The 17,784-nt window shown below is 60.2% G+C and carries 17 protein-coding genes; 12 read left to right on the plus strand and 5 right to left on the minus strand.

Annotated elements, in window-relative coordinates; genetic code table 11:
- Position 1: 1 nt before the first annotated feature.
- From ACFO3A_RS08920 to rpoH, 8 genes are all read left to right on the plus strand, one after another.
- Positions 2–706 carry a hypothetical protein gene (locus ACFO3A_RS08920; RefSeq protein WP_377725772.1) on the plus strand — a complete coding sequence of 235 codons (705 nt, stop codon included), beginning with the start codon at positions 2–4 and terminating at the stop codon, positions 704–706.
- A 169-nt stretch (positions 707–875) separates the two neighbouring features.
- Positions 876–3,758 (plus strand): RHS repeat-associated core domain-containing protein, encoded by a 2,883-nt coding sequence (locus ACFO3A_RS08925; protein WP_377725774.1) that lies wholly within the window; start codon positions 876–878, stop codon positions 3,756–3,758.
- Positions 3,759–3,777: 19 nt separating this feature from the next.
- Positions 3,778–4,521, plus strand: a complete 744-nt coding sequence (locus ACFO3A_RS08930) for a hypothetical protein (protein ID WP_377725776.1) — start codon at positions 3,778–3,780, stop codon at positions 4,519–4,521.
- Between the two features lie 237 nt (positions 4,522–4,758).
- A complete protein-coding gene (locus ACFO3A_RS08935; RefSeq protein WP_377725778.1) occupies positions 4,759–5,748 on the plus strand; it encodes a hypothetical protein in 990 nt (329 codons plus the stop codon).
- Positions 5,749–5,806: 58 nt separating this feature from the next.
- The gene (locus tag ACFO3A_RS08940) at positions 5,807–6,670 is read left to right on the plus strand and encodes a type II secretion system F family protein (RefSeq protein ID WP_377725779.1); all 864 of its coding nucleotides are present in this window, start codon (positions 5,807–5,809) and stop codon (positions 6,668–6,670) included.
- Positions 6,671–6,678: 8 nt separating this feature from the next.
- Positions 6,679–7,590 (plus strand): type II secretion system F family protein, encoded by a 912-nt coding sequence (locus ACFO3A_RS08945; RefSeq protein ID WP_377725780.1) that lies wholly within the window; start codon positions 6,679–6,681, stop codon positions 7,588–7,590.
- Positions 7,590–8,045 (plus strand): DUF192 domain-containing protein, encoded by a 456-nt coding sequence (locus ACFO3A_RS08950; RefSeq protein WP_377725958.1) that lies wholly within the window; start codon positions 7,590–7,592, stop codon positions 8,043–8,045. The genes ACFO3A_RS08945 and ACFO3A_RS08950 overlap by 1 nt, the downstream gene beginning before the upstream one ends.
- A gap of 54 nt (positions 8,046–8,099) precedes the next feature.
- Entirely contained in the window at positions 8,100–9,041 is a 942-nt protein-coding gene (rpoH, locus tag ACFO3A_RS08955; protein ID WP_377725783.1) for an RNA polymerase sigma factor RpoH, read from the plus strand.
- A gap of 130 nt (positions 9,042–9,171) precedes the next feature.
- On the opposite strand, the gene ACFO3A_RS08960 is transcribed toward rpoH, so the two are convergent.
- The 4 genes from ACFO3A_RS08960 to ACFO3A_RS08975 form a co-directional block, all read right to left on the minus strand.
- A complete protein-coding gene (locus tag ACFO3A_RS08960) occupies positions 9,172–10,380 on the minus strand; it encodes a L,D-transpeptidase family protein (RefSeq protein ID WP_377725784.1) in 1,209 nt (402 codons plus the stop codon).
- A gap of 111 nt (positions 10,381–10,491) precedes the next feature.
- Positions 10,492–11,622, minus strand: a complete 1,131-nt coding sequence (locus ACFO3A_RS08965; protein ID WP_377725786.1) for a nuclear transport factor 2 family protein — start codon at positions 11,620–11,622, stop codon at positions 10,492–10,494.
- A gap of 83 nt (positions 11,623–11,705) precedes the next feature.
- Positions 11,706–12,443 (minus strand): LytR/AlgR family response regulator transcription factor, encoded by a 738-nt coding sequence (locus ACFO3A_RS08970; protein WP_377725787.1) that lies wholly within the window; start codon positions 12,441–12,443, stop codon positions 11,706–11,708.
- Positions 12,424–13,482 (minus strand): sensor histidine kinase, encoded by a 1,059-nt coding sequence (locus ACFO3A_RS08975; protein ID WP_377725789.1) that lies wholly within the window; start codon positions 13,480–13,482, stop codon positions 12,424–12,426. The genes ACFO3A_RS08970 and ACFO3A_RS08975 overlap by 20 nt, the downstream gene beginning before the upstream one ends.
- A 64-nt stretch (positions 13,483–13,546) precedes the next feature.
- Between ACFO3A_RS08975 and argH the strand changes: the two genes are divergently transcribed.
- Positions 13,547–15,004 carry an argininosuccinate lyase gene (argH, locus tag ACFO3A_RS08980; RefSeq protein WP_377725792.1) on the plus strand — a complete coding sequence of 486 codons (1,458 nt, stop codon included), beginning with the start codon at positions 13,547–13,549 and terminating at the stop codon, positions 15,002–15,004.
- A 44-nt stretch (positions 15,005–15,048) separates the two neighbouring features.
- Here argH and rsmI read toward each other — a convergent pair whose 3' ends face one another.
- Entirely contained in the window at positions 15,049–15,966 is a 918-nt protein-coding gene (gene rsmI, locus ACFO3A_RS08985; protein ID WP_377725793.1) for a 16S rRNA (cytidine(1402)-2'-O)-methyltransferase, read from the minus strand.
- Between rsmI and ACFO3A_RS08990 the strand changes: the two genes are divergently transcribed.
- The 3 genes from ACFO3A_RS08990 (at position 15,966) to ACFO3A_RS09000 (ending at position 17,759) form a co-directional block, all read left to right on the plus strand.
- The gene (locus ACFO3A_RS08990; RefSeq protein ID WP_377725795.1) at positions 15,966–16,352 is read left to right on the plus strand and encodes a YraN family protein; all 387 of its coding nucleotides are present in this window, start codon (positions 15,966–15,968) and stop codon (positions 16,350–16,352) included. The genes rsmI and ACFO3A_RS08990 overlap by 1 nt on opposite strands.
- A 112-nt stretch (positions 16,353–16,464) precedes the next feature.
- Positions 16,465–17,055 carry an SIS domain-containing protein gene (locus tag ACFO3A_RS08995; protein WP_377725797.1) on the plus strand — a complete coding sequence of 197 codons (591 nt, stop codon included), beginning with the start codon at positions 16,465–16,467 and terminating at the stop codon, positions 17,053–17,055.
- Positions 17,052–17,759, plus strand: a complete 708-nt coding sequence (locus ACFO3A_RS09000; RefSeq protein ID WP_377725798.1) for a BON domain-containing protein — start codon at positions 17,052–17,054, stop codon at positions 17,757–17,759. Before ACFO3A_RS08995 ends, ACFO3A_RS09000 begins: the two co-directional genes overlap by 4 nt.
- Positions 17,760–17,784: the final 25 nt, after the last annotated feature.

Raw genomic sequence — 17,784 nt, forward strand, 5'->3', positions numbered from 1 at the left:
GATGAATCACGAAAAAAGAAAGCTGATGCAATCGTTGTTAAGTTGGTTGTCTATTCCAGGGTTAGCCACCTTCATTACGGGCTGTGACCACTGCCAACAATCCAGTGCCATTCAAGATAATCCTGATACCTTGCTCAAGTGTAAATTCAAAGGCATTTATGGTGGTGAGAAAAGAATTGATGCATTATTAGGTTTATCTGACGTTGTCTTATTGATGGAGAATAACTGGATTTTTGCAGCAGGTGTATTTGGTACATCACCATCTATTTCCTCCTATGGGGGCGGAGCCGATAGATTGCCAATGCCTAAATTTTTAAGATATTTAAGATACTCCAGCGATGCCAAATTCATCACCCATCACAGTTGGCCCATGTACGAAGGTGAGCCATTGGTGGATGTCACAGTGCCTGTAGCCAGCCGTATTCCTGATGATTTACTGGCAGATCTGCGCCGTGATCGCAAAGGATTGTTGCGGCTTAAAATTCGTTTAATGTCGGATGCTATTTTGATAGGTTGGGATATAGAGCGACGCCCCGGTTTCAATCCAAAGAAGCGGGATAACTATGGACATCCTGTCTATGTCGCCCCGGTTCATAGTTTTGCAGGCGGCGACTTCAGAGAAGCAAAAATCTACAACGGCAAGACGGTGCGCAAAGGGTGGTACATAGACCCTAAAACCGGTGAACGTATCGAGACAGATTTTTAATTAACTATCAGTCTATTTTCAAAAGATAAAAATGAATTATTAACCATTTACTATCATAAAAGTAGCTACTACCGATTGCATACATTGATATTCATATATAAATTAATATAAATCTCTTTATTTATAAGCGCTAGCAGCTTCCTTATTCATAGTAAAAGCATTCGTTCTCATGCTCACCCCGCACGGCATCCAGTGCCGCCCTTCTGATAGCTCCCTGCCCGATGGCTGCTGGCTGCACTACCAGCGCAACGGCCAGGGGCAAGTCACCGCCCTGGTGCGCAGCCCCGTGCAAAGACCGTGGCTGCGCAAACTGGCCGCAGAAGACGCCATTGCCAGCCACCTGCAACGCAACCTGGTCGGCCTGCAAAGCTACACCGCAGGCAACGGCATCCACAGCCAATGGCTGCGCGATGGCACCGGCACCCTGGCAGGCATCGTCCACAGCAGGCCCAGCGCAGGCCCACGGCAACTGCACGCCCAGGCCCAGGCCCAGGCCCGCATCCCAACAACACCAACACCCCTGTGGCCCGCCACCGCCTCGGTCGTGCAGCGCCTGCTGGGCATCGGCAATGCCCAGGCCAGCACCGCACCCAGCGCAACCACCCCCGCTACCCCAGCCGCCCTGGCCTTCTTCGACGAACGCTACCTGTGGAGCGGCGACGGCCTGCTGCTGCACAGCCAGCGCCGCCACCAAGGTGCAGCACAGCAACGCTATTGGGCCTATGACGGCGCAGGCCAGCTTGTTGCCGGGGTGCAGACCAGCACAACCACCGACACTGCCACCGACACCCAGGTCTGGCGCTACGCCTACCAGGACCAGCGCCGGGTACTGGCCCAGCACACCGCCAGCCAGGATGAATTGACGGCAGGCACCACCCGCACCCATTGGGATGCCCAGGGCCGCCCCACCCACCAGGATGCCGCCACCACCTACAACGCCAACGGCCAGCCCACCGGGCAAGGCCAGCGCAGCTACCAGTGGGATGCTTTAGGGCGCTTGACTTCCATTCATGCAGGCGAAACAACCCGGCAAGAAATCGCCCGCTACCACTACGACCACCGGGGCCTGCGCATCGCCAAAGACGCAGGCGGGCGCACCACCAGCTACCTCTACAGCGCAGACCGCCACCTGCTGGCAGAACTGAACGCCAGCGGCCACATACAACGCCAATACATCTATCTGGCCGATTTGCTGCTGGCCGTCATCGACACGCCCAAAGGCGCCAAGCTGGCCCAAACGGTTCCCGAAGCAGCAGAAAAAGAAAGCCCTGAACCGCTGGAACAAACCATCGGCCTGTGGGCAGACGTCAAAGCGCTGCTCTCCAGCTATCTGCCCGGCAACGCAACCCTGGCCTATATCCACAGCAACCACCTGGGTGCGCCGGAAGCGGCCACCAACGAAAACGGTGAACTGGTGTGGCAGGCCAGCTATGCGCCGTTTGGGGCAGCGGCCATTCAAAACCAACAAAGCAACTTCACCCTGAATATCCGGCTGCCGGGGCAATATGCAGATGAAGAAACCGGCCTGCACTACAACCGCCAGCGTTATTACGACCCGGCCCAGGGGGCGTATTTAACGCCCGACCCGCTGGGCCACCCCGATGGGCCGAATGCCTATGCCTATGTGGCCAATAACCCGCTGGGGTGGATTGACCCGGATGGGCTGGTGCTGTTTGCGTTTGATGGGACGGGGAATGATGAGAGTGACCGAAATGCTCTGACCAATGTAGTCAATTTCCGAGATTTATATAGAGATGACGGTGGAACAAAATATGTCACAGGCGTAGGGACCGACCATAAGGGCCGTGATAACTATGGCGATATTATTTCCAAGGACTACGATAAAACCATTGTGCCTTTCATCGCAAAGATTCCAGACCGTGGCGGCAATTACTCTGGCCCGGCACGCATTGAGCGAATGCTATTGTATTTTGTGGATGCCGCCGAAGCATTTGAAAATAACAACGAAGCGATGAATATCGACATTGTGGGATTCAGCCGGGGCGCTGCCCAGGCACGGGATTTTGCGAACCGACTGGTGGGAATGCTTAAAGATGGGGCTATTTGGTATCAGAAGCATGACCCAAATACTGGTAGATTAAGCTTTGATGAGGCTGGCAATCCTATTATGGGCTGCCAAGTTGTCAATTTTCGATTCATGGGGATTTTTGACACCGTGCTGTCCACAAATTTTAGTGAAGCCAGCTATAACCTTTCCATTCCCAGCCAGTTCGAATATGTGGCCCATGCCGTGGCCTTGAATGAACATCGCAGCACTGGCCCAGCGGGGGAGGAAGCATTTTGGACCGCCCCAATCAGGAACTTCCCCTCGTGGGATAAAACACGTCTGCACTTACCCCAGGACGACCACTATGGCGGCTTTCCGCTGCAATCCATTGGGGCCAGCAGCAGCACCCCCGGCCAGATACGCATAGAGCTGGGCTTTATCGGGGCGCACTCGGATATTGGCGGCGGCTATACCGATGGCGGTGTACTCTCTGACGTGGCCCTGGCCTGGATGCTGCGTCAGGCTGTCAATGCAGGAGTTCAAATGGACGAGAGCTTCAACATAGATATGCAAGGAACTGCCGTATTGCACGACCAAGCCAATACCATGCGCTTTGGCAATCCCAATACTGCACCGTCAGAAATCGTCATAAAAATTCCAACAGGAAATACTAATACCTACCCGGATGTCGAATACGAAACCTACAAATTCCCTGTAGAAGACCGGGAGGTGCGGGGCGCAGTCGGTGGCAGTACCCAGCGTACCCAAAGTTTTAGCAATGCCAATCAAACAGGTGGCGCCACCAGCATGGTCAATGCTGACACCTATCGGTTCATTCACTACGACGACCGGGGCAAAGATAAAGACGGTATCCCCACGCCACAAAGCAACATGCCCAGTAACAAAATACCGGAGCTGCAAGACCGCGCACCGTCCAAAAACAAACCATGCACACCTTCCACGCCAGGAAACTGTAATCGTACTGGCACGGTCGATCTACCCAGTTATATCCGCTGGCTGCTGGACAATGGCTATGAACTTTAATAAACAGGAGGTTTGATTGATGTCCAAAGAAAATCCATTCCTGCCGCGTAGAAAATCCTTGGTTGTCCTGACAACACTCCCCCTTTGGGGCTGTGCTGTGGGCACCCAACAATCCTCTGAGCGATTTGGGTTAAGTGAAGAAGATAAAGCACTGCGCCATAAGTTCAGAGGAATATCTGGAGGAGGAGAGCTTCTGGTGAGCGCCACTTATGACACCGATATGCGGCAGCTTGTCTACCAACCCAATGGGAAATTGTTTGGCCCCCTTCTTGGAATTTACTTTCCCAAAAAAAGCGGCACCAGTGCTTATTTTGGCGATGAAAAATATGGCTTACCCATACCAAAATATTTACGTTACCAAAGATTCTCCGCAACCATTCCTAAAAAACTTCCAGGCCACTACTGGGATAAGCAAGGCTACCAAGGCCCACCGGAGGTCGATGTTATTGTTCCCGTCGCTACCCGCATTCCGGACGAAGTGCTGTATCGCATCCGGAAATATAAAGGTTCTCTTAAACTTAAATTGCGTATGACACCGGAGACTATTTTGGTAGGGTGGGAAATAAGGAATGGAAATAATTATCCTTGGAAGAAAGATGAATACGGACGCTCTTATGCAACAGATGACGACATAATGATTGGTGGTGACTTTTGTGAAAAACAGATTCTTTTTAGAATGATCAACGGAAAACTTCAACAGGTCCGCAGAAAAGGTTGGCAAATCGATCCTAAAACCGGCAAAAAGATAGAAATGGATTATTAATCATTTACTATCATAAAAGTAGCTACTACCGCTTGTATACATTGATATTTATATATAAATCACTATAAATCTCTTTATCTACAAGCGCTGACAGTTTTCTTATTCATAGCAGAAACATTTTTTCTCATGCTCACCACGCACAGTCCTCTTGCAACTAACCGTTGGTTGCCAAATAGTCAGCACAGTTATGTGTTTGCAGGACTAGAGATGTAGTAATTCAAAGAAGAAAGATTAATAATGAAAAAATCCATAAAATATTTTCTTTACGCCATTGGTTTAGTGGGCGGAATGACGACTGCGATGGCAGATACATCTTCTAAAATACCACAGGATGTACCCTCTCCAGCACTTCAAACGCTGATTGAACATGCCCTGGGGCCAAGGATTACCTGTGATATGCCACCGGCGATTCATGATTCACAGCAACGTAAAGCAGAAGAAGCATTATTCGACTCAACTGAATTTAAGCTTTGGGAAACAGCTAATAAAAACCTAGACGAACCAAGCTTCCTACCTTGGTCAGTTCCGGCTTTAGGTGTACAGTTTGACAAAGTTTTTATCTGGTGGAAAGCAACAATGGCTTGGTCACGTCTTGCACGCGTAGAAGAACTTAGCAAAGCTTTACAGGAAAAAGGGTTTCATCCCATTCCGCACGATGAGTTTGATGAGGAATGGGATAACTTTCCAAAGTCTGTCAAAAAATGGGGGGTTGAACGCCTGACGCCAAGTTGGCATTGGAAGATTTTTCTGGTGGAAGGTCTACTTCCATTCGGAGATGGCTTACCTACGCCAGGGGGAGTAAGTTTGCTATGCCGTGTGGATGAAGCAAAGGACGATGCTGTGCTGGCCAAATTAGGATTACCCAGCAGCAAAAATTTAGAGCAATCATTATTCAAAAAAGAAGAAATACCCTCGCAATGGGTAGAAGAAATATTAAAAACAAAAAATGAAGATTTATATCCCATTTTGGCTAGATATTATACTTTTACGGCAGACCAAGTGGAAAATTTTCTGAATGATGAAATTTTCCAGATCGACAAGGCATTGATCAATAACAAGCAAATAATTCTGGATGAACAGCACTTGAATACATTGATGCAACGTCGCTGGAAGCAACATCTGTTTGGTTCTTTATTCAGGTCACGTTGGGCAGATTTGAGTGCGGAGCAGAAATCCACGATTTGTACTACGGAAGATATGCAGGCCGATTGCAAAAAATTAAAGTAGGCTGCATTGAAGCCAATTGCCATATTTTTTCTGATTTAGGTATTGAAGCAACACGACAATGGATAAAAATTTCATCATTCCTACGCTGGTAATCGGCATTTTTTCAGTGGCTGCCGCGCTACTGGCCTGGTTTGCCATTGACCTGGGGACAAATACCCTCAAACGCTACCAGGCGACGTTCACGGAAAAGGCCCAGTTTCAGGCCCGCGAGTTTTTTCTGTTCATCGATCCGCAGAAGCTGTTTCTAGCCAATCTGGGGTTGATGGGACTGGGCGGGATGCTGGTGTGGCTGGTGACGGGGTCGGTGGTGATTGCGCTGGCGGTGTTTGCCGTGATGGCGCTGATGCCCAGGGTGCTGTACCGGTGGATGCGGCTGAAGCGGCTGGCCCGGTACGAGGCGCAATTGCCCGATGCGCTGATGGCTTTGTCGGGCAGCATGCAGGCGGGGGCCGGTTTGGGCACGGCAATCGGGCAGTTGGTGCGTGAGTCCCCAGCGCCTTTGGGTCAGGAATTTGGGTTGATGCTGCGCGAGCAGCGCATGGGGGTGCCGCTGGAGCAGGCGCTGGCCAATTTGAGCCGCAGGGTGCCGACGCAGACGAACATTCTGGTGGTGTCGGCAATGCGTATTGCGCTGGAGACTGGGGGTAGTCTGGCGCAGACGCTGGAGCGCACGGCCCATACGATCCGCAGCCGTTTGCAGATGGAGGGCAAGATCAAGGCGCTGACGGCACAGGGCAAGCTGCAGGCCTGGGTGGTGGGGATGCTGCCGATGTTTCTGATGCTGGTACTCAACCATATGGAGCCGGAGGGCATGGCCATGCTGTGGCATACCGAGCTGGGCTGGGCCACGCTGGCGGTGATCGCGTTCCTGGAGGTGATGGGGATTTACGTGATCCGCAAGATCATTGCCATTGATGTGTGAGGTAGACGATGGATACGACGACGTGGGTGATTCTGGCGGTGGCCATGACGGCGGGTGTGGCCGTGGCGTTGGTGGTTTGGCTGGTGAGCCGGGCGGTGGCGCAGGTGCCCGAAGAAGATCGCCAGTACAAGGACCCGCCGCCCCTGGGGTTCCGGCTGGTGTGGTGGCCGGTGCAGTGGGTGGCGTATTTCATCGAGCCGCTGATTCGTGCGCCGCGCTACAGCGCGTTGCTGGCACGCTTGCGCAAGGCGGGGCTGGATTACAGCCTGAGTCCGGCCCAGTTTGCTGCCAGCCGCTGGGTGTGCGGGCTGGTGGTGGCGTTGCTGCTGGTGTGGGTGGCCAATACGTTTGCCGGTATGAAGCAGGAGTCTTTGACGGCAGAGTTGTATCTGCAAGTGGCGCTGCTGGGGCTGGTGCTGGGGTGGTTGTATCCGGCGCTGTGGCTCAGGGATCAGATTGCGCTGCGCCGCAGCGAGATGCTCAAGACGCTGCCGTTTTTTCTGGACATCGTGACGCTGTGTGTGGAGGCGGGGCTGAACTTTCAAGGGGCGATGCAGCAGGCCGTGAGCAAGGGGCCGCGTGGCGTGCTGCGCAATGAGTTTCAGCGGGTGCTGCGTGATGTACGGGCGGGCAAGGGCCGGGCAGAGAGCCTGAAGGCGATGGCGCAGCGGCTGGACGAGCCGAGCATTGCCAGCTTTGTCGGCGCGGTGATTCAGGCAGAAAACATGGGCATGAGCCTGGGGCCGGTGCTGCGCGTGCAGGCCGATCAGCGCCGCACGGAGCGCTTCTTGCGGGCGGAAAAGCTGGCGATGGAAGCGCCGGTAAAAATGCTGTTCCCGCTGATTGCCTTCATCTTTCCCTGCACCTTCATCGTGCTGTTCTTCCCGATCGTGATGAAGTTCATGCACTCGGGGCTGTGATGGGGCTGGCCTTCGATCTGCCTGCGCGGCTTGTCACTGCCGCTGGCCCCCAGGCGTTGCAGGTGGCGCTGGCTGGCAGCTTCTGGCGGCGCTTCAGGGGGTTGATGCTGGCTGCACCCTTGCAGGTGCAGCCTTGTCCGCAGGGGCTGCTGCTGACGGATTGCACCAGTGTGCATGGCTGTTTCATGCGCTATCCGCTGGACGTCGTGTTCCTGGCACGGCCAGACACACAGGGGGTTTACCGGGTGACGGGCACCGCCCGCCTGCCGCGCTGGGGAATGCGTCTGGGGCAGCACTGGCGCGACCCGGCCAACGACCAGCGGCTGCGTGCCGCGCATGTGCTGGAGCTGCCTGCGGGCACGGTGGCGCATTGGGGGGTGCAGGCGGGCGACCGGCTGTCGGTGGCTTGCGCCAAAACCGCCCATTCCAGGAAACCCGAGGAACTTTGCCTTTAGCACTCACCTCTATCGAGTGCTAATATCCGCTGCTGGATGAAAGGACGAATTGCGATGACCCATACCCCTGCTTGCACTGCAACGACCTTGGCGCCCACCAATCCCTGGGCGATGCTGCCTTCCCTGGGCAATCTGGATGCCTACATCAGTGCCGCCAACCGGATGCCCATGCTCACTCTGGAGGAGGAGCAGGAGTACGCCCGCAAGCTCAAGGAACACAACGACCTGGACGCTGCCGGGCGGCTCATCCTGTCGCACCTGCGTCTGGTCATCTCGCTGTCGCGCCAGTACCTGGGTTACGGCCTGCCGCAAGGCGATCTGATCCAGGAAGGCAACGTGGGCCTGATGAAGGCCGTCAAGCGCTTCGACCCCGACCAGGGCGTGCGGCTGGTGAGCTACGCCATGCACTGGATCAAGGCGGAAATCCACGAATACATCATCAAGAACTGGCGCATGGTGAAGGTGGCCACCACCAAGGCGCAGCGCAAGCTGTTCTTCAACCTGCGCTCGATGAAGCAGGGGATGCAGGCCGACGCCGCACTGGGCGACGACGCCACGCTGCGCGACACGCTGACACCCGAACAGGTCGACACCATGGCTGGCAAGCTGGGCGTCAAGCCCGAGGAAGTCATGCAGATGGAAGCGCGTCTGGCCGGGGGCGACGTGCTGCTGGACCCCAGCCCCAGCGACGACGGCGAGGCCGCCTTCGGCCCCATTGCCTACCTGAGCGACAGCAATCACGAGCCGACGGCCATGCTCGAATCGCGCCAGCGCGACGTGCTGGCCAGCGACGGCATTGCCCACGCGCTGGAGGGGCTGGACGAGCGCAGCCGCCGCATCGTAGAGCAGCGCTGGTTGCAGGTGAACGACGACGGCAGCGGCGGCATGACGCTGCACGAGCTGGCTGCCGAATACGGCGTCAGCGCCGAACGCATCCGCCAGATCGAGGTGGCGGCCATGAAGAAGATGAAAAAAGCGCTGGTGGAGTTTGCTTAAAACGTTTTAGCGGGAGCAATCTCAAAAAAGGAGCTGCCACCGCTGGTATTTAAAAGGTTTCAGGTATAAAACTATCTGAAATCCAGTAAATACCAGCGGTAGCAGCTCTTTTTTTATGGGGAAAAGTGCCTTACCCGATCGTCGCTTCGTAAAAAATCTTCCAGCCCTGTGCGGCTTCGTAACGCCAGTATTGGCGCTTGACCGGGCCGGTACGCTCGCCCTGAACCACGGCACCGAAGGTGACGACCATGGTGTCCTCCGCGTCCTGCCAGTGCAGCAGCGACAAATCCTTGAGCTGCAATGGGCGGCCCTGCTGCTTGGCCAGCTCGGTCTGGAGCTGGTTGCGCCAGGCGGCCAGATTCGCTTTTTTCGGCCCCTGGAAATCCTCCGCATAAAAGTCCAGTACCGAGGCCAGTGCGCCATCGGCCCGGGCCTGCTGCCACGCGGCCAGCACTGCCGTAAACGCTTCCCGCTCCGGAACCAGGGCCTGGGGCTGCACCCAGGTCAGCATGGGCGCGATGACCACCGGGGTCGTGCGGGGCTGCACCGTGCGCAGCAGGCGCTCCAGGTCCGGATTGGCCAATGCGACGCAGCCATCGGTGGCCTGGGGGGCGCGGGCGAACTGTTCCGGCGGCGTGCCGTGCAGCCAGATGCCGTGGCCGGTCTTGCCGCGCCGCACGTCCAGCGGATTGGGGTAATTCAGGGGCAGGGCGCCGGCGCCGTAAAACTTGTCCAGCGTTTTCGGGTCGAGGTTGCTGGTGATGAAATACACCCCCAGCGGGGTGCGCTGGTCGCCTTCCAGCGTCTTGTCGATGCCCAGCTTGCCGACCGAGGCGTAGTAATTGGCCACGACACGCAGCCCTTCGGGGCCGTTTTCCAGCAGGTACAGGCGCGACAGCGCCGCATCAATGGCGATGGCGTGGCGGAAGTTGCGGGGCAACTGGACAAACTGCGCCGGAATACTGCCCAGCGGCGGGGCCAGCCCCTGTTTCTGGGCGGCAATCCGGCGCAACGATTCCACCCGCAGGGCGTGCAGCGTCGTTTGCGTCTGTTCGTTCGGGGCATCGGTATTGCCGAAGGTGGCCAGCCCATGCGTTCGCGCCAGCAGCAAATCCCCCAGGGCGAGTTGCGCCAGCTGGAAGTTCGGGTACTCGCGCACCAGTTCTTCGGCCAGCGGCAGAGCCTGGGCGGTCAGGCCGGCGCTGGTGAGTGCCAGCACCTGCATCAGCCGCTGCTCGGCCTGGCCATCACGCAACGCATCCGCCGCAGGTGGCCCGCCCAGCGCGGTCGGCGGCAGCAGGCAGACAGTCAGCAGCCCCAGGCAAAGGCGCTGGCGCAATACGCAAAAAATGGCAGTATTTGAAAGTAAATGAAACAAAATGAGTCAAAAAAAAATAATCGCCGCGCAGAAGAAAACGTCTACACGGCGGATGGTTCCAACAGGCCCGTATCAGTTGCCCACGGTTTCACGCACGATCAGCCACTGGCCGCTGCGCTGTTCGAGCAGCAAGGTCTTGCGGCTGCGGGTATCCAGGTTACCGGCTTTGTAATGCTGCGAAAAGCGTACGGTCGCCTGATCCGGTTGCGGCATCTGCACGGTCAGATCGGACAGTTGCACGCTGATGGCGCTCTTGCCCACGATGCGGACGCGGCGCTCTTCTTCCCAGCGTTTGCGACTTTGCTTGCCCGGGGTTTGAAAGTCCGGGCTGTACGCGGCCAGATAGCCGGCCATGTTTTTCGACTCCCAGGCCTTGGCCCAGGCGTGTACCGCCGCTTCCACCGCCTCGGTGGCGGCAGGTGCGCTCTTGCCTGCACTGGCCGTTTCCACCTTGGCAGCAGCCGTTGCAGGCGTACCGGCGGTTTCGGCAGCGGCCTTGGCTGCTGCCGGGGCAGCAGGCGTTGCCGGTGTTGCCGTGGCCGGAGCGGAAGCAGGTTCGGGAGCGGCAGCGACCGGCGCCACGGGCGCGGCAGGTGCCACGGCCACAACGGCCGCCTGGGCGGGCGGCTGCGGTGCGGAGACGGACGGTGTTGCCGGCCCCGCAGCCTTTGCCTTGCCCGGGCCGGTGGAGAACAGGTCGTGAATCAGGGCCAGCTTGGGCTTGACCGAATCGGCATGGCTGCCGTCCAGCTGCAAGGCCTTGCTGTACGCCTGGCTGGCCAGCTTGGCATAAATATCCCCCAGGTTCTCGTGGGCGGTGGAATAGCTGGGGTTGGTGCGGATGGCCTGCTCCAGCGCCTGGCGCGACTTGTCGAGCTGGTTCTGGTTGGCGTAAAGCACGGCCAGGTTGTTGTACGGCTCGGGCAGCTCGGGGTATTCCTCGGTCAGCCGGCTGAAAGTGTCGATCGCCTCTTTGTTCTTGTTGTCCATCGCCAAGGCCACCCCCTGCAGGAAGCGCAACTGGGGGTCTTTGGGGGTAGCCGCCAGACGCTGGTCGAGCAGCTTGAGTGCCTGCTGGGACTGGTTGCTTTTCAGCAGTTCCGTAATGTCCGCGTTATCGGCGTGCGCAACAGCCGCGCCCAGGAGAAACGAAACCAGTACCACACGGCGCAACGAGTGCAGGGGGTGGAGAAAAATCTTCATGGGCGCGTGGGGAAAGGTAAGAGAGGGGGGAGAAAAATAGCCAAACCGGCAAATTGTAATCAAGGCCCTGGCAGGCAAGGACTTTAATTCCCGACGCCCCCCAACGCCTTGCGCACCGCCGGCAACTGCCGGCGCGAGACGGGCACCGGCTGCGCCAGGCCGTGCAGGCGCAGGCTCCAGCCCTCGCCGGGGCTTGCGCCGTCGTGCCGCTCCCACCCCCGGATGAAGGCCGGATTGACCAACGCGCTGCGGTGTACGCGCAGCAGTTGCAGCGGGTAGCGCTGTTCCAGGTCGAGCAGGCTGCCCTCCAGCACATGACAGCCGGTGACGGTATGCACCGTGAGCATTTTCAGCTCGGCCTTGACGCAGACAACCTGCGCCAATGGAATCGGCAGGCTGCGGCCCGGCGCGGTGGCGGCCAGCGTCGGGGCCGGCGTGGCATCGACGGGCGGAAGCATTTTTTGCGCCTTGGCCAGCGCCTGCTGCAAGCGCTCCAGGCGCACGGGCTTGGTCAGGTAATCGCACGCCTGCACGTCGAACGCCTGGGCTGCGTACTGACTGTGCGCGGTAACAAAAATGATGGCAGGCGGCGCCGGCAGTTGTTGCAGGGTGAAGGCCAGGCTCATGCCATTGGCGCCGGGCATCTGGATGTCCAGCAGCACCACTTGCACCGGGGGCTGGCCCGGCAACAGCTGCATGGCCTGGCTGGCGTTGGCCGCTTCGCTCACGACCCAGGGCGCACCGGGGGCCATGCAGTCGCCCAGCAGGTGGCGCAGGCGGCTGCGGGCCAGCGGTTCGTCGTCAATGATCAGAATGTGCATGGGCAGGCGAAGGCGGCAAGGGCCGGGGCGTCAATGGCAGGCGCAACTGCACCTGAAACGCATGGGCCTTGTGGCGCAGGTGCAATTGGAAATCCATATCGTAGAGCAGTTGCAGACGGTGGCGCACGTTCGCCAGCGCCATGCCCAGACCGGGGGCGCTGTGCCCGGCCAGGGTGTTGGTCACGGTCAGCAGCGCATGGGACTGGCGGTGGCGGCGCAGGCTGATGCGGATTTGCGCCCCCTGTTCGGCCGGTTCCACGCCGTGTTTGACGGCGTTTTCCACCAACGGCTGGAGCAGCAGCGGCGGCACGGCCACGTGCAGCACGGCGGGGTCGATGTCCCAGCGCACCTGCATTCGCGGGCCAAAGCGCAACTGCTCGATATCCAGATAGCGCCTAGCCAGTTCCACCTCGTCGGCCAGGGCGATGGTGCTGCGCGGCTCTTGCAGGGTGGCGCGGAACAAGTCGCTCAAATCCTGCAGCAATTGTTCCGCCAGCGCGGGATCGGAGCGCACCAGGGCGATGGCGCTGTTCAAGGCATTGAACAGGAAATGGGGCCGAATCCGCGCCTGCAGCAGCGCCAGTTGCGCCGTCGTTGCCGCCGGGGTGCGGGCATGGCTGCGCAACAAAAGCCAGCCCATGACGCCTGCGGCCAGCAGGCTGCCCACGGCCAGATTGGCCGCCCAGTGTGCCCAGGGCAGATCGTCGGTAAAGTGAAGAATCGCGCTGGCGTAGCCCCCCGCCAGGGCACCCAGCCCCATGCCGATGGCGTATTGCCACGGCAGCGTCAACCGTTGCAGCCAGCGCTTGGCCGCGCAGGTCAGCAGCAGCCAGGCCAGGCTGCCGCACAGGCCGCCGCTGGTCAGCCAGGCCGCCTGCATGAGCCACTGGGCCAGGCCGGTGCTGGTGTACGCGGCCGCCAGCACCAGCACCAGCTGCACCGCCAGCACGGCCCGCAGCACCACACCGAGCTGGCAGGTGTCAAAAATCCAACCGGAAGTGACCAGGGGTGGGCTGGGTAGAATTTCAGTCTTTTGCATGAGACGCATAGGTATCTGGATGGCGGATGCCGTGTGTTCTCTCTTTTCTGGAAATTATTGCCCCATGTCCGACCTGACGCGCTCCCAACCCTCTTCCAACCAGCTGGCCACCAAGGCCCAGGCCTGGTCGGCATTGTTTTCCGAACCCATGAGCGATCTGGTCAAGCGCTACACCTCCAGCGTGTTTTTTGACAAGCGCCTGTGGCAGGCAGATATCGCGGGCAGCCTGGCGCACGCCGAAATGCTGGCCGCCCAGGCCATCATCGGCCCCGAGGATTACGCCGCCATCCAAAAGGGCATGGCGCAGATCACGCAGGAGATCGAAGCGGGCCAGTTCGACTGGCAGCTCGACCTGGAGGACGTGCACCTGAACATCGAGGCCCGCCTCACCGCCCTGGTCGGCGACGCCGGCAAGCGCCTGCACACGGGCCGCAGCCGCAACGACCAGGTGGCCACCGACGTACGCCTGTGGCTGCGCGGCGAGATCGACGTCACCGTCGAGCTGCTGCGGGCGCTGCAGCTGGCGCTGGTGGAAGTGGCGGAAAACAATGTCGAAGTCATCCTGCCCGGCTTTACCCACCTGCAGGTGGCCCAGCCCGTCAGCTTTGCCCACCACCTGCTGGCCTATGTGGAAATGTTCGAGCGCGATGCCCAGCGGATGCTGGACGTGCGCAAGCGCGTGAACGTGCTGCCCCTGGGCAGCGCGGCCCTGGCCGGCACCACCTACCCCCTGGACCGCGAGCGCGTGGCCACCACCCTGGGCATGGAGGGCGTGTGCCAGAACAGCCTGGACGGCGTCTCCGACCGCGACTTCGCCATCGAGTTTTCCGCCGCCGCCAGCCTGGTGATGGTGCACATCTCGCGCCTGTCCGAAGAGCTGATCGTGTGGATGAGCCAGAACTTCGGCTTCATCAAAATTGCCGACCGCTTCACCACCGGGTCGAGCATCATGCCGCAGAAGAAAAACCCGGACGTGCCCGAACTGGCCCGGGGCAAGACCGGCCGCGTGGTGGGCCACCTGATGGGCCTCATCACCCTGATGAAAGGCCAGCCCCTGGCCTACAACAAGGACAACCAGGAAGACAAGGAACCGCTGTTCGACACCGTGGACACCTTGAAGGACACGCTGCGCATCTTTGCCGAAATGGTCGGCGGCCAGGTCAACCCACACACCGGCTGCAAGGAAGGCGGCATCACCGTCAACGCCCAGGCGATGCGGGCCGCCGCGCAAAAGGGCTATGCCACTGCCACCGACCTGGCCGACTACCTGGTGAAAAAAGGCCTGCCCTTCCGCGACGCGCACGAAACCGTAGCCCACGCCGTGAAGCTGGCGGCGCAAAAAGGCGTGGATTTGAGCGAACTTTCCCTGGCCGAGCTGCAAGCCTTCAACCCCAACGTGGCCGACGACGTGTTTGCCGTGCTGAGCCTGGAAGGCTCGCTCAACGCCCGCAACACCCTGGGCGGCACCGCCCCGGCGCAGGTGCGCAGCCAACTGGCACGCCACCGGGCGCGGCTGGGATAAAACCACCGCGCCGGACGACAGTAGCGACGCAAACGCTGGCCGAATCAGCCAGCGTTTTTCCATTCCAGCGCCCGCTCGTACAAGGCATTGCGGCTGGCCCCGGTGATTTCGGCGCACAGCTTGACCGCCGTCTTCGTCGGCAGCTCGGCCAGCAGCAGTTGCAGCACGCGGTCATGGTCGGCGGCATCGTTCTGCGCCGCTGCCATCGGGTGCAGCACGACGACGAACTCGCCCTTGCTGCGCTGCGGCTCTTGCGCTATCCAATTTGCAGCTTCTTGCGCAGGCAGGGTGGTGATTTGCTCGAACTGTTTGGTTATTTCCCTTGCCATAGTTACGGGACGCGCTCCCAAAACCGTGAGCAAGCGTGCCAGATCGTGGATGCGGTGCGGCGCCTCCAGCAGCACGACACAACGTGTTTCCTGCGCCAGGGCGGCGATGGCTGCCTGCCGCTCGGCTGCCTTGGTCGGCAGAAAACCGTGAAACACGAACCCGGCACTGTCGCCCTGCGGCGGCACGCAGCCGGCCACGCTCAACGCACTGGTAATGCTGCTGGCCCCCGGCAGGGGAATGCTGCGCAGCCCGGCCGCCGCCACCTGGGCGCACAGGCGGGCGCCGGGGTCGCTCACGCCGGGCGTACCGGCATCGCTCACGTAGGCGATGCGCTGGCCCTGCCGCAGGCGCTCGACGATGCCTTGCGCGGCCTGCGCCTCGTTGTGCTGATGGACGGCCAGCAGTTGCGCCCCCGGGCGTTCCAGCCCGTAGCTGCGCAGCAGGCTTTGCGTGTGGCGCGTGTCCTCGCAGGCAATGGCATCGACCAGTTGCAGCACATGCAGCGCCCGCAGGCTGATGTCGGCCAGGTTGCCAATCGGGGTGGCAATGACGTACAAGGCCCCGGTAGGATAGGTTTGCGGCCCGGCAACGGCCTGGGCCGCAGGCAAGGCGGTAGCGAAAAAGGTGCTCAATGCAATTCCTTGGAAAAAAGAGGCCGGCCCCGGCCAGTACCGAACGCGGCCGGCAGGCGGAAGACCGGGCCTGGGCGTACTTGCAGGCGCAGGGACTGCGGCTGTTGCAGCGCAATTATCGAACCCCGGGACGCGGCGGCGGGGAGATCGACCTGATCTGCCAGGCGCCGGACGGCACCGTGGTCTTCGTCGAGGTGCGCAGCCGCAGCAGCAACGCCTTTGGCGGGGCGGCGGCCAGCATCGGCGCGGCCAAGCGGGCACGGATCGTTTTCGCCGCCCGCCACTGGTGGCTGCGCCATGGCGGCGACCGGCCCAGCCGGTTCGACGTGGTGACCGTGCAGGGCCAGCAGGTGCAATGGCTGCCTGCCGCATTCGATGCCGCGTAGCCAGGCGTTCCCGATCCCGGCCTTGCCCAGCCATTCTTTCGGTACAGTTTGCCCCTTTTGTTACGTACCGCCCCGGCTGTGGTGGCCGGGGCATCGCTATCATTGCCGCCCTATGCTTGAGCAAAGAATCCAGCAGCACTTTATCGACAGTGCCGATTTGAAGTACCAGTCCGCGCAAGGATTGGAGGGGCCGTTGGTGGCCGCCGTCCATGCCATGTCGGCCAGCATCACCGGAGGCGGCAAGATCCTGGCCTGCGGCGCGGGCGTATGCGCGGTGCAGGCGCAAATGTTCGCCACGCTGTGCGTTACCGGCTTCGAGCGCGACCGCCCGGAGCTGGCCGCCATGGCGCTGTCTTCGGAAGCGGGCTACCTGGGCACGGCCAGCCAGCCGTCGGTGCATTACCTGGCGCGGCAGGTGCGCTCGCTCGGGCAGGCCGGGGACGTGTTGCTGGTGCTGACCGTCGGCGGCAACGAGGCCAGCCTGCTCGAAGCCATCGACGCGGCCCACGAACGCGACCTGATGGTGGTGGCGCTGACCGGCCATACCGGCGGCGCCGTGGCCGCCAGGATGCGCGAGCTGGACGTGCTGGTGTGCGTCCCCCACGAGCGGGCGGCACGGGTGCGGGAAGCGCAGACCCTGCTGGTGCATTGCCTGTGCGACGGCATTGATGTGCAACTATTGGGTGAACAGGAGATGTTATGAACACGAAAACACTGCCGCGCCGCGCCGCGTTGGGCGTGCTGGCCGCTGCCGGAGCGCTGGGCCTGGCCGGATGCGTGCCGCTGCTGGTCGGCACCGGGGCGACGGGGGCGGTGCTGGTGGCCGCCGACCGGCGCACGTCCGGGATGCAGCTGGAAGACGGGCGCATCGAGCAGAAATTCAACGCCCAGGTGCGCGAGCAGATGCCGGAGGCCGGGCGCATCGTCCCCACCAGCTTCAACCGGGTGGTACTGCTCACCGGCGAAGTGCGCACGGCCGACGACAAGGCCAGGGCACAAACGCTGGCCGCCGGCATCGAGAACGTGCGCACCGTGGTCAATGAGCTGGAGGTGGTGCCCATGGTTTCGGCCCTGGGGCAGCGCACCAAGGATGCGTTCATCACCAGCAAGGTCAAGGCCAGCTTTGTCGATGCCAAGGACCTGCAGGCCAACACGCTCAAGGTGGTGACCGAGCAGCAGGTGGTGTACCTGATGGGTATCGTCACGGCCCGCGAGTCCAAGCGGGCGGCGGAAATCGCCCGGGGCGTGAACGACGTGCGCAAGGTAGTGCGCGTCTTCGAGGTGATCACGGAAGACGAACTGGCCCGCTACCAGACCCAGCCGGCGCAGCCCGAAACCACCGATGCCCCGGCGGCATCCGGTGCCCCCGTACAGGAGTCCGGCGCCGTGGCGCAGCCGGTGCGGTAAAGAAAAAAACTGCTTTTTGCAAAAC

The sequence above is a fragment of the Comamonas nitrativorans genome, assembly GCF_042654765.1.
Classification (GTDB): domain Bacteria; phylum Pseudomonadota; class Gammaproteobacteria; order Burkholderiales; family Burkholderiaceae_C; genus Comamonas; species Comamonas nitrativorans.